Source organism: Nevskia sp., assembly GCF_051860985.1.
Lineage (GTDB): Bacteria > Pseudomonadota > Gammaproteobacteria > Nevskiales > Nevskiaceae > Nevskia.
In genome coordinates this window covers 116,818-132,846 of sequence record NZ_JBIMKV010000005.1, presented here as the reverse complement: position 1 = coordinate 132,846, position 16,029 = coordinate 116,818, and the positions used below count along the sequence as shown (strand labels likewise).

Below are 16,029 nucleotides of genomic sequence, written 5' to 3'. Positions count from 1 at the left end.
TGTCGCCCTACAGCGTGGCCTTGAGCTTGGCGACTTCGTCCGGGAAGAACGGGCCGTTGGCTTTCAGCGCATCGGCCACCACCTGCTTCGCATCGTCGTCGCGGCCCAGCTTGCGCAGCGCCTCGGCCCGGTAGCGGGCGACATTCAGGCGATTGACGCCGTAGGCCTTCGGCGCGGCCTGTTCCAGCCACGGCAGCGCCCGCGCGAACTCGCCGCGCTCGACCAGGTTGCGGCCGTGGCGAAAGGCGTAGACGTAGTCGTCCGGATAGGCGGCGATCAGCTGCGGATACAGCGCATCGAGCGCCTCGATGCGGCCGGCGCGCTCCAGGTACAGGCGCAGGTTGTCGGCCAGGTTCCGGTCCCGCTTCAGGTCGAGCTTGCTGGCGCCGCCGAGCCGGCGCTCGATGTCGGCAATCGCGCGATCGAGCAGCGCCGCCTCGGCCTTGTCGTCGCCGAGCGCCTTCGACAGGTCGGCCGCCGTGGTGACGAGGCTGCGCGCGTCGGCACAGCCGGGCTTCGGCACGAAAACCTGCCGGTCGAGCAGCTGCCGCATCACCGGCACCTGGCCGGCGAACAGCGACCGCCGCTGCGCCACCGGCAGGCCGGCGGTGCATTCCAGCGCCCGGCCCAGTTCGTAGGCGCGGTCGCAGCCCAGCGCACCGTTCAGCACCGCCGGCGCGACCGCCGTGCAGGCAGCGGCATCGCTGGCGCCGGCAGCGGCCTGCAGCGCCAGCCGCGATTGCCACAGGCTGCCGGCCGGGTCGGCATCAAGGGCCTGCCGGGTCGCGGGCGCCAGCCCGTCCAGCCAGGCCTCGGCGCCGGCGGCATCGCGGCGCGCCGCGAACGTGGCCAGCACCTCGCGGCCTGCAGCCCGTGACGCCGGACTGCCATCGTGGACCCGGGCCTTGAGCGCCTCGAAATCGCCGCCGCGAGCGCTGATCGCGGCGATTTCCGGATAGAACTGCGCACGCGTGCGTTCCAGCGAAATCCGACCCAATTCGCGGCCACCGGCGTCGAGCACCACATAGCTCGGCAGGCCACGGGCGGCGAACTGCTTCATCCAGTGGGCGCCGGCCGGCGAGTCGGCATCGAGCGACACGATCACCGCCTGCTTCTGCAGCCGCTGCCACTCCGGCCCGTTCTTGACGTTCTTCGCCATGAAGTAGCAGGAGTAGCACCAGGGCGCATAGAAATCGACGATCACCGGCACGCTGCGCTGCTTTGCTGCCGCCAGCGCCTCGTCGATCGGCGCGCTCAGCTCGTCACCCTGCGCCGCTGCCGCCACGGCCAGCAGCAGCGCGGCAGCCAGCGCCCTACTGCAGCGGCGGAAGATCGGCGGGAGCGCCCTTCGGCGGCTGGTCGGTGTAGACGATGCGGACATTGAAGGCTTTCCCGGTTTTGTCGTCGTGCATGTTGGACACGCCTCGGTACTCGAGCAAATACCGGGTTTTCACTTCGTAAGTCAGATCGAGGCGATCGACGAACAGCCGCAGCAACGAATCCGGCTCGACCAGCAGCTGGATCGCCGGCTTGCCGTCGAAGGTCGTGTCGCCCACCTTCCGGCAGCGGAAGCTGTAGCTGTCGAGCTGGCCGGCGACGCCGAAATCGAAGCGCAGCGTCTCGCCTTTCTGCAGGCGGTCGAAGTTGGCGACGATGGCGCTGTGGAAGCCGGAATCGGCGCCCATGCCCGGCGTCTTCATGATCACCTTGGTTTGGGTCTTGCCGTCGGCGGTCTTCAGCATCGTGTAGCGGTCGGCCTGCACGTCGGTGATCGCCTCGACATAGCCTTCCTTGAAGATTTCCAGCTTCATCAGCGGAATCTGCGGGTCCTTGCGCAGATCGAGCGTCTTGGCGGCGATCTTGTGGCCGCTCGGGTCGTAGTAGTCGATCGAGCCGTCCAGCCAGCGGAAGCCGTCGACGTTCTGGCGATGCACTTCGGTGTAGCGGTAGGCGCCAGTCTTCAGGTCGAAGGCATAGCCGCGAAAGCGGTGATCGGCGGCATCGGCGGTGCCGGTCACGGCGGCGGCGATCAGCAGGGCAGCGACGGCGGAACGTGCGGACGTCATGGCGGACAGGGGCTCGAAGGGGATGCGGGTGGGACCGCAGCGGCGATGCCGAATTCCGCTGCACGGAACGATTCGGGCGGCAGGCCGCGCGCGGCCAGCGCGGCGGCGAGATCGGCCACCGGCTGGGTCTGGCCATCGTCGGCCAGCTGGAAAGTGCCGTAGTGGATGCCGTAGCTGCGCGCCGCCGCGAGATCGACGTGCGCCTGCACCGCTTCGGCCGGGTCGACGTGCTGGTAGGCGGTCAGCCAGCGCGGCAGGTAGGCGCCGATCGGCAGCAGAGCCGCGCGCATTGCGCCGTAGTGCGCGCGGGCGGCGGCGAAGTGCGGGCCGTAGCCGGTGTCGCCAGCGAAATACACCGGCCCGCCGCGGGTGCCGATCACATAGGCCAGCCAGAAGCTGCGGTTGCGATCGCCCGGCACGCTGCGGGTCGACCAGTGCTGCGCCGGCGCGGCGTGGATCGCGCAGCCGTTCGGCAACGCGTACGACTGCCACCAGTCCAGTTCGACCACCTTCGCGTAGCCGCGCTGGCGCAGCCGGTCACCATCGCCCGGCGGCACCAGAAACAGCGGCTGGTGGGCGGCATTCAGGCGGTCGAGCGTCGGCAGGTCGAAATGGTCGTAGTGGTTGTGGCTGACCAGCACCACGTCGATCGGCGGCAGATCGTCGAAAGCGATCGCTGGTGGCCGGTAGCGGCGCGGGCCGGCGAATGACACCGGGCTGGCGCGCTCGGAGAAGATCGGGTCGGTCAGGATGTTCTGGCCATCGGCCTGCACCAGCACGGTCGCGTGGTTGATGAAGGTGATGACGAGCGCACCGTCCGCCACCCGCGCCGCCGGTTTCGGGCCGGGTGCGATGGTCAGGTCGCGGATCCAGACACCGGGGTCCGACTCGCGCCAGTAGCGCAGCAGGTCCAGCGGCCCGATCTCGAACGGCGCCGGCGTCAGGAAATGCTCGCCGTCGAAGTGATCGGTCTTCGGTCCCTGCCAGCGGGTGCCGCCGCAGCCGGCCAGCACGGCGGCCAGCGCTGCCGCTGCGACCGCGGCTGAGGTGCCGGCGCGACGGCGGATCACGCGCGCTTCGAGAACAGGTAGTGGCCCACGCCCCATTCGTTGCCGTTGGCGTAGCCGAACAGCTCGGCCACCGCCATGTAGAACATCCGCCAGCGCTGCACCCAGACGGCGGCATCGCGCTCGCCATAGCCGTCCTTGAAGATGGCGAGGATCGCGTCGCGATTGGCGTCCATGCCGGCCAGCCAGTGGTTCGAGGTCTTTTCGTAGTGCCGGCCGTCCACCCACCATTGGCGCTCGATCTTCACGTGATCCTGGAAGTACAGCAGCAGGTTTTCGCTGGGCATGGTGCCGCCGGTGAAGAAGTACTTCGACATCCAGTCGTCCTCGCCCTTCACTTCGAAGTGATAGGCCAGCAGCTTGTGCACGAAGATGTGGATGAAGAGCTTCGCATCCGGCTTCATCCAGCGGCTGACCTTTTCCAGCAGCAGGCCGTAGTTCTTCATGTGCTCGAACATCTCGATCGACATCACCCGATCGAAACCGGCCTCGATGCCCTGCGCCGGAAACTCGAAGCTGACGATGTTGCCGGTCAGGATCGTCAGGTTCCGGTAGCCGCGATCACGGGCGCGCTGCTCGATGAACGCGCGCTGGCCGTTGGAATTGGACAGGCCGACGATCTGCGCATTCGGATAGTGCTCGGCCAGCCACAGGCTCAGCGATCCCCAGCCGCAGCCGAGATCGAGGATGCGCATGCCGTCCGCAAGGCCGGCGCGCTCGGCGTACAGCGCGAACATCTTGTCCTCGGCTTCGGCCAGCGTTTCGTTGCCGTTCGGGTAGTAGGCGCAGGAATACTTCAGGCGCGGCCCGAGATGGGCATGGAAGAAGGCCGCCGGCACTTCGTAGTGCTGCTCGTTGGCGGCGGCGGTTTCAACGGCGATCGGGCTGGCGCGCAGTTCGTCGACGAAGGCGTTGAAACGCTGGCTGCGCGTTTCGCCGTCCTGGTTGGCTTCGTCGACCAGCCGCCGCTTCATCAGCTGGCGCATGCCCCAGCGCGACAGGGAATTGGGGATCAGGCCTTTTTCGCAGAGATCGATGACGGTCATGCCGGGAGGTTCAGGAGGGGAAAGGGACAGACAGGCCGTCGCTCAGGATTTCGGCGGCCACGGAATGAAGACGCTGGTGCGGCGCATGTAGTCGGCATAGCCAGGCCGCGACTGGACGAGGTGCGCTTCGAGGATCGGCACGCCGCTCATCTTCAGCAGCAACCAGGCCATCAGCACGGCCGGCAGCAGCGTCACCCAGCCGTACGGGCTGCCGAAGGCCAGCGGCAGGTAGGCGACCCAGTGCAGGCTCTCGAAGAAGTAGTTCGGGTGCCGCGAATAGCGCCACAGGCCGCGATCCATCACCTGGCCCTTGGTCGAAGGGTCGGTGCGGAAGCGCTCCATCTGCGCGTCGGCCACGGATTCGCCGATCACCGCGACCAGCCAGATGGCGACGCCGAGTCCCAGCGCCGTGACGTGGCTGTCACCCGGGCGATACGCCACCACCAGGAAGCCGACCGACAGCGCCCAGGCCACCAGCGCCTGGAACTGGAAGAACCAGAACATGTTGAAGTTCGCCTTCGCGCCCCATTCGGCGCGGAACTTCGCGTAACGGGCGTCTTCCGGCTTGCCGGCATTGCGGATGAACAGGTGACTGCCGAGCCGCAGCCCCCAGATACCGCCGAGCAGGCCCAGCACCAGCCGTGTCTCCGCTGCGGCCGACCCGAAAATTGCATACCAGACGGCGAGAAAGCCCATCGACCAGGACCAGACCGGATCAACCATGCCGGCATTGCGGGTCTTCAGCTGCACGGCCCAGACCACGGCCAGCGCGAGTGCCACGAGGGCGAAGCCGGACAGGGCAGCGAGGACGGGCGTCATGGTGTCGGAGTCGGGGGCGGACGGGAGCCGGAACTTGAATCCGGAAACAGAACTCGAAAAGTCGAATCCACGGGTCGATTGTGCAGTGCACGCAAGCCAGTTTACGGTTCACCGCCCAAATCGGATGAAACGCTCGCCGCGACGTCGGCGCGCGTCCTTCAATCAGGAAACAACACTTTGATGATCAACAGATTTCCGGCCGCGTCGCGGCCGTCGTCGAGACCGCTGGCGGCGGCTGGCCTGAGCGCGCTGCTGGCGCTCGCCGGCTGCGCCGGCAAGAACGCCAAGCCGGGCACCACACTGGCCGAGGCGGAAACCGCCGTGGCGCGCGCCGAGCGGGCGCGGATCGGCGACTACGATCCGGCGTCGTGGAAAGCCGCCCGCGAGAACCTGGCCCAGGCCCGGGCCTCGTCCGGCAGCAAGGAAGCGGATATCGCCTCGCGCTGGTTCGCCGCCCGTGCCAAGGCCGATGCCGAACTGGGCATGGTGCGCGCCGAACGCGCCCGGCTGTCGGCATTGACGATGTCGCTGAAACGCGAGATCGCCGCGCTGTCGCCTTCGGCCGCGCCAGTGGTGGTACCCGAAACCTCCGAGACCGCGCCGCCGGAGGCCACGCCATGAGGCCGACTGCGATCCGGCCGCTGGCCGCCGCCGCCCTGCTGCTCGGCCTGTCGGCCTGCAGCAGCCTGAACCTGCCATCGCTCAAGCTGCCGTCGTTCTCGGCGCCGGCCGAAGCGGCGCCGCCCGGCGTCGAGCCGTCCACCGCCGCCGTCGCCCGCATCCGCGCCGCGCTGCTGACGCTGCGCAGCGATCCTGCTCTCGCGGCCCGGGTTCAGAACGAGATCGTCGAGGCCGAAGCGCTGCTGCAGTCCGCCGACGCCAGCCAGCACGATCCGCAGAACGGCGCGGCCCGGATCTATCTGGCCGAGCGCAAGGTCGAGGAAGTGCGGGCGCTGGCCGAACTGCGGGCGCTGGAAGTGGAGTACGAATCGCTGCGCAAGCAGCGCGATGCGCTGAAGCCGGCCAACGGCAGCTTCTGAGCTTCGCGATCCGGCCACCGGCCCGGCTCGGCCGGCCGGCGGTGCTGATGCGGCGGGGTCCGCCGCTCAGTGCAGCGCCGCCAGCGTCGCCACCGCCTGCTGAGTGTGGGCGTGCCCCGGACCCAGCGCCGCGGTCAGCGTGCCGATGCTTTCCTGCAGCAGCGCGCGCGCCTGCTCGCGCTGTCCAGCGGACGCGTGCAATTCGCCGGCTCGGGCCAGATACCAGCCCAGATCCCATTCGCCGCCGCGATAGACACGCCGCGCCCGCGCCAGCGTGTCGTCGGCCAGGGCCAGCGCCGCCGGCAGGTCGCCGGCATCGGCCAGGAAGCGCGCGCCGTTGATCGCGTGGGTCAGCGTGTCCGGGTGATCGGGCCCGGCGACGCGGCGGTCGATAGCCAGCGTCTCCTGCTGCAGCTGCGCCGCCTCGCGATGCCGGCCGAGCGCCGCCAGTGTGGTGGCGACGTGGTTCAGGCTGCGCGCCAGCTTCGGCGTTTCGCTGCCCTTGGCGCGCTGGTAGGCGACGCCGGCCTCGAACAGCGGCAGCGCCTCCGCCGGACGGCCGAGCTTCAGCCAGGCATAAGCGAGGTCGTTGGCGGCGGTGATGCTGTACTCGTTCTCCCGGCCGGTGGCAGCCAGCGTGCGCTCGCGCGCCTCGCGCAGCACCGGCACCGCTTCGTCGTAGCGGCCCGCCTTGTTCAGCACCGTGCCCAGCCGGCGCTGCCGCGACGCCGTCAGCAGGTGGCGATCGCCGAACGTCGCCCGGGTCAGCGCCAGCACCTCGCGGGCCAGCGGGATCGCTTCGTCGAAACGCTGCGCATCGGCGAGGTCGAAGGCGACGTCGTTGGCCACCGAGATCGCCAGTTCGTGGCCGGGCCCGAGCCGCTGGCGCACTTCGGCCAGCAGCGCCTGTTCCGGCGCCAGGCAGGCTTCCGGCAGCCGCCGGCGCATGCAGTCGACGGCGATCAGCGACTGCCGGGCATTGAGTTCCAGTTCCGGGCTCAGCGTGCCGGCGGCGCGGGCGGCGTCCAGCACCGCCAGGGTGCCGGCCTGCACGGCCGGCAGGTCGTCCTCGACATCGAGCAGTTCGATCAGGCTCATCTGCACCGCCAGCGTGTCCGGATGGCCCGGCCCGAGCAGGCGCTTGCGGGTGGCGAACGCCGCTTCCAGCAGCGGCCGCGCCCGCGCGGTGTCGGACAGCCCGACCCAGGCCTGGCCGATCGCCTCCTCGATCGCCGCACGCGGCAGGCTGCCGGCCGCGAAGCGGCGGTCGAGATCGGCGGCGGCGGTGCCCAGCAGATCGCGGACCCGCAGCGCCGGATCGGCGGCCAGCAGCGGGTTGCCGGCCGACAGCACGTCGCGGGTCAGGAAGTCGGTGACGGCGCGGGCGTTGGCGGCTTCCTGCACGGCGCGGCGGCTGGCGGCATCGGCCCGCCAGTACAGCCAGCTGGTCACCGCCAGCGCCGCCACCGCCGTGATCGCCAGCGCCCGCAGCAGACCGCGCCGGGCGCTGGCGCGGCTCAGGGCCTGCTGCAGCCGCAGGCTTTCGGCCTCGGCAGCCCGCGCCCGTTGCCGCTGCTCGCGCCGGGCATCGAGGCTGCGCAGCCGCTCCGCCAGCGTCGCGGCATCGGCCAGCCGGCGGCCGGGATCGCCGGCGGCGGCGAGCAGGATGTCCTCGCGCAGCAGTTCGTCGCCGATGTCCGCCTCCCAGCCCGGCGCCAGCGGCCGGCGCAGATCACCGACGATGAACTGGTAAAGCATCTCGCCGAGCGCGTAGAGATCGGCGCGCACGGTCGGCGGCTGGCCGGTCAGCAGTTCCGGGGCGAGATACAGCGGCGTGCCGCCGCTGGACGCATCGTCGCCGGCATCGCCCCGGGTTAGCCCGAGCCGGGTGATGCCGAGTGCGTCGAGCCGGGCGCTGTCGAACAGCCGGCCGCTGCCGAAATCGGTCAGGCGGATCTGCGGCCGGCCGTCGGGTCCGCGCCGGATCAGCACGTTGGCCGGCTTCAGATCCTTGTGCAGCACGCCGACCGAATGAGCCGCCGCCAGCGCATCGGCGATCTCGGCGATCAGCCGCAGGCGCTCGGCCATCGGCAAGTTGCCGATGCCGCCCTCGCGGGCCGCCCAGGCCGCGAGGTTGCCGTCCGGGCTGTATTCCAGCTCGATGAAATAGGGCGCCTCGTCGAGATTCCAGTCGCTGATCCGCACCAGATCGTCGCGCGGGCCGAGGCTGTCGTTGAGTACCCGGAACAGCGTGATCTCGCGCTTCAGCGCCGTCAGCTGGACGCCGCTGCGGGCGAACTTGAAGACGCGGCGCTCGTGACTGCGGGACTGCTCGGCCAGCCAGACCTCGCCGATGCCGCCGCCGAGCAGCCGTTCGACACAGCGCCAGTTCGGCCGCTGCGGCACGGGTGCGCCGACGGCCAGGCCGAAGCCGGGATCGTCGGTCGCCGCCGGCGCCCCCGACCGCTGCACGTCGACCTCGGCCACCAGCCGGTAGCCGTAGCCGTGCACGGTGCGGATCAGCGTCTGGCCGCTGTCGTTGAGCACCTGGCGCAGGCGCGCCACGCACTTGGTCAGGCTGGCCTCGGTGACCACGCGGCCGGGCCAGACGGCGTCCATGATCTCGTCCTTGGTGATCAGCTCGCCGGCGTGTTCGAGCAGCAGCCGCAGCAGTTCCAGCGGCCGTGATTCGAGCGCCACCGGCGCGTCGTTGATCAGCAGCGTCCGGCTGGCCTCGTCGAAACGGATGCCGGCGAACTGCCAGAGGCGTCCGGAGCGCAGCCCGGACGATGGCCGTGACGGGGCCGGGTCAGCGGGCGGCACGTACGCCACGGGCCAGCTTCTTCGATTCGCTCATGCCTTTCAGATCAGGCACTTGCCGACGCCGCGCAGCCGGGTTCGGACCGCATTCGGAAACTTTCGGAATTCCGTCAGGACTTCCCGCCGACCCGCTTCGATGATCGGCCGGACCTGAACTGCCCGGATGCGCTGCTGCCATGACCTCCCCGCTCGCCCGTGATCCGGCGCCACTCGCGGCCGGCTGCCGCGCCGTCGATTCTGCCCGCTGCGCCGCCGATGCGGAGCCGCCGGCCGGCGATCGCGATGCCCTGCGCCGCTGGCATGACGACCTGCGCGCACGCCAGTACCGCGCCGACGCCGAGAACCGGCGGCTGCCGCGCATCGCCCTGCTGCGCCAGGCGCTGTCCGGCTACGGCGACGACCAGGCACTGGCCGGTTACACGCGCCTGCTGGCCTCCGAAATCGAGCACTGGCAGGTCCAGGACGACGCCGAGCGGGCGCTGCCCGCCCCGGTCCGCGAGGCCTGCCGCAGCGCGCTGGCGGCGATCATCGCGGCGCTGGCGATCGAGCAGCACGACCTGCCGGCCTGCACGACGGCGGTTCGCGCACTGGCGCTGTACGGGCAGACACGGATGCCAGCCGGCGGGCCGCGCCGGCGCCCGACCCGTCTGCTGAGGCCGGGTTCGGCGAGCCGTCCGGAAGGGCTGCGCGTGCGCCGGCCGGAGGCCGACGGCGGCGACTGGCCGCGCGGATCAGCCAGCGGCCGGCGCTGAGGCGGCCCGCGCCGCCCGCAGTCGCGCCAGTCGCCAGCTGCCGGCGCCGCCGATCCGCATCAGCATCGCGTCGGCAGCGTCGAACTGGCGTTTGGCCTCGGCGGTCGCGCCGGTTGCCCGCGCCAGCACCGCCGCCACCCGCAGCTGCTCGGCGCGGTAGAGGTTGTCCGGGCCGAAGGCGGCGATGGCGCGCGCGTCGAGCGCTGCCAGCAGCTCGGCCGCCTGCGCGGTCTGGCGGCTGGCGAGCAGCGCATCGGCCAGCCGCAGCGACACCATGAACTGCGCCGGCGTCGGGCCGGAGTCCTGATTGCGGGCGCTGCCGAGGCGGACGTCGTCGGCGCTCTCGCGCGCCGCCGCCAGCGCCGCCGCCGGTTGCCCGGCCAGCAGCGCGGCGTCGACCACCAGGCTGCCGCTTTCGGCCAGCTTCGGGGCCAGCACCGTCCAGCTGTCGCGTACCCGCCGATGGCTCTGGGCCTGCGCGGCGCCGAGCAGCGCCAGCGCTTCGGCCGCGCGGCCTTCGGCCAGCCGCAGCTGGCCGATCAGCAGCCGCGCCTTCATGGCTGGCAGGCTGTCTTCCAGCTTCAGCGACGCCGTCGTCTCGGCATAGGCGGCCAGCACGTCGGCGGCGGCCTTGAGCTCGCCGGTCTCGATCAGCTGCGCGCCCAGCTCGGCCTTGACGTAGGCCAGCGACAGCCAGCCGGGCCATTCGCCTTCCTGGCCAGCGGCCGGCAGCATCGCCCGGTACAGCGCCACGGCGGCCTGCGGCTGGCCGGTCAGCGACAGCAGCTTGGCGCGCACGATGCGTTCGTCGAGCGCCCGCGGCGAAGCCGCATCGAGCGTCGGCCGCAGGCGCTCAAGCAGCGCCAGCCCGGCCTGCGGATCGTTGCGATAGGCGCCCAGCTCGAAGGCCAGCTTGATGCGGAAGTCCGCCAGCGCATCGCGGTTGAAGTCGGAACGGCCGCCGAGCTGCCGTTCGATGTCGTCGAGCAGGCCGATGAACTGGTGCACGCCGTCGTTCGACAGCGCCCGGGTGAAGTCGCTGTAGACCACGTCGGCCATCGTCCGCCAGGCCAGCGGTAGGTCGTGGCGGGCGATGTCGAGCAGGCGTGCGAAGGCCTTGCGGATCTGCGTTTCCGACTGGCCATCGGCATTGCTGAGGTAGACCAGCGTGAAGGCCAGCGCGGTGCGGACCCGGGCCTCGGCGGCCGGTTCGGCGCCCAGCCGCTCGTCGGCCGCTTCGGCCAGCTTCACGAACAGCTGGTCGACGGTCAGCGTCTTGGCGTCGTGGGTGGCGGCGATGTCGATCAGGTCGTCGGTGAAATAGCGGGTCACCGCCTCGGCCGTCGTCGCGGCCGCCTCGGCCCGCCGCCGCGCCTGCTCGGCGTCGCGATACAGCGACAGGCTGACGCCGAGCCCGACCATCAGCACGGCGACGGTGGCGCGCAGCCAGAAGCGCCGGGCGCGCAGCCGTTCGTTTTCCTGGCGCCGGCGTTCGGATGCAGCCAGGGCTTGCCGATCGGCTTCGCGGCGGGCTTCGGCCGCCTGCCAGGCGGCGCGTCGGGCTTCAAGATCGCGCAGCCGGTGGGCAAATTCGGCCGCATCGGCAAGCCGCAGCAGCGGGTTGCCGGCCGCTGCACTGGCGATGTCGGCGCGCAGTACCGGGTCGTCGATGTCGGCTTCCCAGCCCACGGCCATCTGTCGGCTGAAGTCGCCGACGACGCACTGGTAGAGCATCACGCCGAGCGCGTAGATGTCGGCGCGGGCGGTCGGCATCTGTCCGGCCAGCAGTTCCGGCGCCCGGTAGATCGGGGTGCCACTGTCGCCGCTGGAGTCCGCCGCCAGCCGCTCGGTCAGGCCCATCCGGGTGATCGCGTAGCGGTCGAGCGCGGTCGGTTCGCTGAGGCCGCCGCTGCCGAGGTCGGCCAGCCGGACTTCCGGGGCGGCCGGGTCGCGGTCGTCGATCAGCAGGTTCTGCGGCTTGAGGTCCCGGTGCAGCACGCCGACGCCGTGGGCGGCGGCCAGTGCGTCGGCCGCCTGGGCCAGCAGTTCCAGACGGATGGCGATGGGGATTTGCGCCAGGCCGCCTCGGGCGGCAGCCCAGTGCACGAAGTTGCCGCCGGGGATGTATTCGGATTCGGTGAAGAACGGTTCGGTTTCAAGGTTCCAGTCGATCAGCCGTACCGCTCGCGCGGCCGGGCCGATGGCTTCCCGCAGCAGCCGGTAGAGGGTGATTTCCCGCTTCAGCGCCAGCAGGCCACCGGCATCGGCAACGAACTTCAGGACCCGGCGTTCGCCGCTCTTTGGTTGTTCGGCCAGCCAGACCTCGCCCTGCCCGCCGCTGGCAAGGTGCTGCTTGAGTTGCCATTGCGGCCGCTCCGGCACGGCCATGCCGGGCTGGAAGGCAAAACCGCGCGGTGCGGCCGGGGCGTCCCGTTCGCCGTCCGGGCGTTCGACCCGGACTTCGGCGACCAGCCGGTAGCCGTAGCCGTGCACCGTGCGGATCAGGGTCTGTTCGCTGTCACCCAGTTCCTGGCGTACCCGGCTGACCGCCTTGGCCAGCGACGCTTCGGTGGCGATCCGGCCCGGCCACACCGCCTCCAGAAGCTCGTCACGGGTGACCACTTCGTTGGCGTTGCGCAGCAGCTGGCGCAACAGCTCCACCGGCTTGCGCTCCAGCTGCACCAGCGCTCCCCCCACCCGCAGCTCAAGCGTCCGCTCGTTCAGTACCGCGTTCGCAAAATGCCAGATCAACGGCGGATCGCCGGCGGCAGCAGGGGTCGGGCGGGTGGTCACGGCGGCATCGGCAAGGTGGCAGGAATCGGTTCCGGGCGGGCGAATTGCGACCGGGTTCTCGGCCGGCGCGGCCCAAAACCGCGATTTCAGGATTTTTTCAGATTTTCTTCAGGCTCGAACAACAGCCCGTCGGCATCGTCCGACCCGTGCTTCCCGGCTGCGAACGTCGCCAGCGGGCGCGGCGGCCAATGTGCGCCAGACCACAGACGACCGGCAGACGCGCGCCAACTGTGAACCGCAGCGCGGCAGGTAAGCGCAGGGCGCAATGACAATTCATTGACTTAGTCCGGGCAACCGGGAGCGCATCTGATAAACGCCGGCGACTGCCGGCCGGGCTGCAACCATGACAGGGAGAACAGACATGAGAGAGACATACACGCGGCGGCTGAGACAACTGACCCTGGCGCTGCTGGCCAGCGGCGCCAGCGCAGCCGCCCTCGCCGCCGGCGGCGTGCCGGCCAAGCCGATCCCGGCGGGCTATCAGGTCGAGCCGGGCGAGACCCGGGCGGTCGAACTGCCGGCGGTGCTGCGCGACCTGCGCGGCACCAAGGCCGACGACAAGACCAATGCCCCCTACATCGGCCCGTACGCCGCAGCGACCGGCCGTCCCGGCTTCCCGGTGTCCGCCGCCGAGCTGGCGCGCGACCCGAAGCTCAAGGTGTCCGACTTCCGGCTGCGCAGCACCGATCGCGCGGCCCTTGCCCGGCTGATCGAGAAGGCCGCGCGCGGGCCGATTGACGCGATCGTGACGCTGAAGATGACGATGACGCCGGAAGGCCTGCTGTCCGACGCCGCCACCAATGCCCAGCGCAGCCAGATCGCCCGCCTGCAGCAGAACGTCATCAGCGCGCTGGCCGGCCGCGAACACCGCGTGCTGCACCGTTACCAGTACGTGCCCCAGCTGTCGCTGAAGCTGGACGCCAAGGCGCTGGAACTACTGTCGCTGCTGCCGGACGTCGCCGATATCCAGGAAGTCGAACTGTCGGCGCCGGACCTGGCCGACAGCGCGCCGCTGGTCGGCTCCGCCGACCTGCTCGATCGCGGCGTTGGCGGCGCCGGCTGGGTGGTGGCGGTGCTCGACACCGGCATCGACCTCAACCATCCGTTCCTGCGCGCCTACGTGGCCGAATCCTGCTTCTCGGGCAATGGCAACTGCCCGAACGGCACCGCGCGCCAGTCCGGCGCCGGCTCTGCCGCCGCCTGCACCTACGCACCGGGCTGCGACCACGGCACCCACGTGGCAGGCATCGCCACCGGCGCCTCCCAGGCCGGCTTCACCTCGCTGGAGGGCATTGCTCGCAGCGCCCGGGTGATGCCGGTGCAGGTCTTCACGCGGTTCACCGGCAGCGACTGCAGCGCCCTCGGCAAGTCCAGCCCCTGCACGCTTTCACGCACTGACGACCAGGTGGCAGCGCTGGAGTACGTCTACAGCCAGCGCTTCAATTACTCGATCGCCGCCGTCAACATGAGCCTCGGCGGTGGCCGCAACACCGGCTTCTGCGATTCCGATTCGCGCAAGCCGGCCATCGACAACCTGCGCGCGGCCGGCATCGCCACCGTGATTGCCTCCGGCAACAACGGCTACACCGATTCGGTCAGCACGCCGGGCTGCATTTCCTCGGCCGTGGTGATCGGCGCCACCAACAAGGACGATACCGTCGCCAGCTACTCGAACAGCGTCGACTATCTCGACATGCTGGCACCGGGTAGCGACATCACCTCGTCGGTGCCGACCAACGCCTTCGGCATCAAGAGCGGTACCTCGATGGCGACGCCGCATGTGGCCGGTGCCTTCGCGCTGCTGCAGTCGCAGCAGAACCGGTCGGTATCCGAGACCCGGGCGCTGCTGCTGAACACCGGCAAGCCGATCACCGATACCCGTGCCGGTGCCGGCAACCGGGTCAAGCGGCGGATCGACGTGCTGGCCGCCGCCAACCTGAACAACGTGACGCTGACCGATTTCGCGCCGCGCGAATACCGCCAGCCGCGGCCGATTCCGCACGGTTTCAACTACAACGCCAACCGCAGCTACTGGTCGGCCGTCGCCGTGCGGCCGGACAACGCCGCGCTCGACGTCGACCTGCAGCTGTTCGATTCCGGTGTAGGCACCGGGCTGCTGGCCACCAGCGCCGCCGGCGCCGGCGCCATCGACGTCATCGCGCAGGACAACAACATCAGCCGCCGTCCGCAGGGCGTCGACTACCCGCAGGCCAGCATCTTCGGCAACGGCACCGGGCGCTACCGGATCGAAACCTCGATTCCGGGCCGGGTGCTCAACGGCCAGCTCGATGACGTGATGGACGGCACCCACGTGCTGCGCATCTACGACGCACCGGTCACCGCCGGCGTCCCGCAGTACATCCGCGTGGTGCCGACCGGGTTCAACGATCTCGAACTGCTGGCCTTCACCTCGACGCCGGATTCCTCGACCTGGGTGCGTGGCCGTGCGGCTGCCGCCGCCATTTCCAGCGCCGGCGGTTCCGGTGCCGCCGAATCGATCAGCTTCACGCCGCCCGCCACTGGCTTCGCCGGCATCGTGGTCACCAACAAGATCGGCGGCTTCGGCGGCTACACCGTGTACTCCGACAGGACCGCGCCGACCGGCTCGGTGAGCATCAACAACGGCGCCACCTCGACCGCGACCACCAGCGTGACGCTGACGCTGTCGGCCGCCGACGGGGAAACCGGCATCCTCGACATGCGCGTCGCCACCGACGGCGTCGTCGACAGCGAAGGCTGGGAGCCGTACGCGACCAGCAAGAACGTCACCTTGTCCGATGCGCCGGGGACCAAGACCGTCGCCGTGCAGTTCCGCAACCGCGCCGGCCAGGCGGCCGATCCGGTCACCGATACCATCGAGCTGACGGCACCGCTGCGCGCGTTCTCGATCAACGACGCCCGCCTGACCGAAGGCAATGCCGGAACCTCGCTGATGACCTTCACGGTGCGGCTGTCGGAAGCCGCCGCCAGCGAGGTCTCGGTCGGCTACGCCACCGCCAACGGCACGGCCACCGCCGGCTCGGACTACGTCGCCACCAGCGGCCGCCTGAGCTTCGCCGCCGGCCAGCTGACGCGGACGGTCTCGGTGACCATCAACGGCGACACCACGGTCGAGCCGGACGAAACGCTGTTCGTCAACCTCAGCAGCCCCACTGGCGCGACGATCGCCGACGCGCAGGGCATCGGCACCATCGCCAATGACGATGCCGCCGCCGGCGTGCCGGGCATCACCGTGCAGACCCGCAGCTATAACTTCGGCAATGTCCGGGTCGGCACCTCGAGCCCCGAGCGTTCGCTGGTCATCACCAGCTCCGGCACTGCACCGCTGGCGATCACCGGCATCCGCCTGACCGGCGACTACGCCGGCACCAGCAACTGCCCGCGCTCGCTGGCCCCTGGCGCCACCTGCGCGCTGACCGGCACCTTCCGGCCGACCGCCACCGGCGCGCGGCCGGGCTCGGTGACCATCACCAGCAACGCCCCGGACAGCCCGACCGTCATCAACCTGTCGGGCAACGGCACCTGAGCCGGGCCACCGTGGCGGCTGCGCCGCCACCTTGAGCGCAAGCCAGGGGGCTGCCGGAGATTCATCCGGCAGCCCCTTTTCCTTTGGACGCCGCCGCGGC

11 protein-coding genes are annotated in these 16,029 nt (G+C 70.4%); 4 read left to right on the top strand and 7 right to left on the bottom strand.

The window, feature by feature from the left end:
* Positions 1 to 7: 7 nt before the first annotated feature.
* From ACTIGJ_RS06870 to ACTIGJ_RS06850, 5 genes are read right to left on the bottom strand one after another with little or no spacing between them, the layout of a single operon-like run.
* On the bottom strand, positions 8 to 1,381 hold the full coding sequence (locus ACTIGJ_RS06870) for a thioredoxin family protein (RefSeq protein WP_439639547.1): 1,374 nt from the start codon (positions 1,379 to 1,381) through the stop codon (positions 8 to 10).
* Complete coding sequence (locus tag ACTIGJ_RS06865; RefSeq protein WP_439639546.1) at positions 1,314 to 2,066, bottom strand: hypothetical protein; 753 nt, start codon at positions 2,064 to 2,066, stop codon at positions 1,314 to 1,316. Before ACTIGJ_RS06865 ends, ACTIGJ_RS06870 begins: the two co-directional genes overlap by 68 nt.
* Positions 2,063 to 3,136, bottom strand: coding sequence for an MBL fold metallo-hydrolase (locus tag ACTIGJ_RS06860; RefSeq protein ID WP_439639545.1), 1,074 nt, complete (start codon positions 3,134 to 3,136; stop codon positions 2,063 to 2,065). Before ACTIGJ_RS06860 ends, ACTIGJ_RS06865 begins: the two co-directional genes overlap by 4 nt.
* Positions 3,133 to 4,179 carry an SAM-dependent methyltransferase gene (locus ACTIGJ_RS06855; RefSeq protein ID WP_439639544.1) on the bottom strand — a complete coding sequence of 349 codons (1,047 nt, stop codon included), beginning with the start codon at positions 4,177 to 4,179 and terminating at the stop codon, positions 3,133 to 3,135. The genes ACTIGJ_RS06860 and ACTIGJ_RS06855 overlap by 4 nt, the downstream gene beginning before the upstream one ends.
* A 42-nt stretch (positions 4,180 to 4,221) precedes the next feature.
* The gene (locus tag ACTIGJ_RS06850) at positions 4,222 to 4,998 is read right to left on the bottom strand and encodes a DUF1295 domain-containing protein (protein WP_439639543.1); all 777 of its coding nucleotides are present in this window, start codon (positions 4,996 to 4,998) and stop codon (positions 4,222 to 4,224) included.
* Positions 4,999 to 5,178: 180 nt separating this feature from the next.
* Between ACTIGJ_RS06850 and ACTIGJ_RS06845 the strand changes: the two genes are divergently transcribed.
* Both ACTIGJ_RS06845 and ACTIGJ_RS06840 read left to right on the top strand, forming a co-directional pair.
* Entirely contained in the window at positions 5,179 to 5,619 is a 441-nt protein-coding gene (locus tag ACTIGJ_RS06845; protein ID WP_439639542.1) for a DUF4398 domain-containing protein, read from the top strand.
* Complete coding sequence (locus ACTIGJ_RS06840) at positions 5,616 to 6,038, top strand: hypothetical protein (protein WP_439639541.1); 423 nt, start codon at positions 5,616 to 5,618, stop codon at positions 6,036 to 6,038. The genes ACTIGJ_RS06845 and ACTIGJ_RS06840 overlap by 4 nt, the downstream gene beginning before the upstream one ends.
* Positions 6,039 to 6,104: 66 nt before the next feature.
* Here the strand turns inward: ACTIGJ_RS06840 and ACTIGJ_RS06835 are convergent, their stop codons facing one another.
* A complete protein-coding gene (locus ACTIGJ_RS06835) occupies positions 6,105 to 8,870 on the bottom strand; it encodes a tetratricopeptide repeat protein (RefSeq protein ID WP_439639540.1) in 2,766 nt (921 codons plus the stop codon).
* A gap of 164 nt (positions 8,871 to 9,034) precedes the next feature.
* Here ACTIGJ_RS06835 and ACTIGJ_RS06830 point away from each other — a divergent pair, with 164 nt between their 5' ends.
* Positions 9,035 to 9,610, top strand: coding sequence for a hypothetical protein (locus tag ACTIGJ_RS06830; RefSeq protein ID WP_439639539.1), 576 nt, complete (start codon positions 9,035 to 9,037; stop codon positions 9,608 to 9,610).
* Here the strand turns inward: ACTIGJ_RS06830 and ACTIGJ_RS06825 are convergent.
* Complete coding sequence (locus tag ACTIGJ_RS06825) at positions 9,590 to 12,403, bottom strand: protein kinase domain-containing protein (protein WP_439639538.1); 2,814 nt, start codon at positions 12,401 to 12,403, stop codon at positions 9,590 to 9,592. The two genes, ACTIGJ_RS06830 and ACTIGJ_RS06825, sit on opposite strands and share 21 nt — an antisense overlap.
* A 361-nt stretch (positions 12,404 to 12,764) precedes the next feature.
* Here ACTIGJ_RS06825 and ACTIGJ_RS06820 point away from each other — a divergent pair, with 361 nt between their 5' ends.
* Positions 12,765 to 15,929: a S8 family serine peptidase gene (locus ACTIGJ_RS06820; protein WP_439639537.1), complete on the top strand. Its 3,165-nt coding sequence runs from the start codon at positions 12,765 to 12,767 to the stop codon at positions 15,927 to 15,929.
* The last annotated feature ends 100 nt before the right edge of the window (positions 15,930 to 16,029 follow it).

Bases quoted from the DNA above. Each gene is read 5' to 3' on its own strand.
- ACTIGJ_RS06870 (WP_439639547.1), bottom strand. From the start codon at position 1,381: ATGTCCGCATCGTCTACACCGACCAGCCGCCGAAGGGCGCTCCCGCCG.
- ACTIGJ_RS06865 (WP_439639546.1), bottom strand. From the start codon at position 2,066: ATGACGTCCGCACGTTCCGCCGTCGCTGCCCTGCTGATCGCCGCCGCC.
- ACTIGJ_RS06855 (WP_439639544.1), bottom strand. From the start codon at position 4,179: ATGACCGTCATCGATCTCTGCGAAAAAGGCCTGATCCCCAATTCCCTG.
- ACTIGJ_RS06850 (WP_439639543.1), bottom strand. From the start codon at position 4,998: ATGACGCCCGTCCTCGCTGCCCTGTCCGGCTTCGCCCTCGTGGCACTC.
- ACTIGJ_RS06845 (WP_439639542.1), top strand. From the start codon at position 5,179: ATGATCAACAGATTTCCGGCCGCGTCGCGGCCGTCGTCGAGACCGCTG.
- ACTIGJ_RS06840 (WP_439639541.1), top strand. From the start codon at position 5,616: ATGAGGCCGACTGCGATCCGGCCGCTGGCCGCCGCCGCCCTGCTGCTC.
- ACTIGJ_RS06830 (WP_439639539.1), top strand. From the start codon at position 9,035: ATGACCTCCCCGCTCGCCCGTGATCCGGCGCCACTCGCGGCCGGCTGC.
- ACTIGJ_RS06820 (WP_439639537.1), top strand. From the start codon at position 12,765: ATGAGAGAGACATACACGCGGCGGCTGAGACAACTGACCCTGGCGCTG.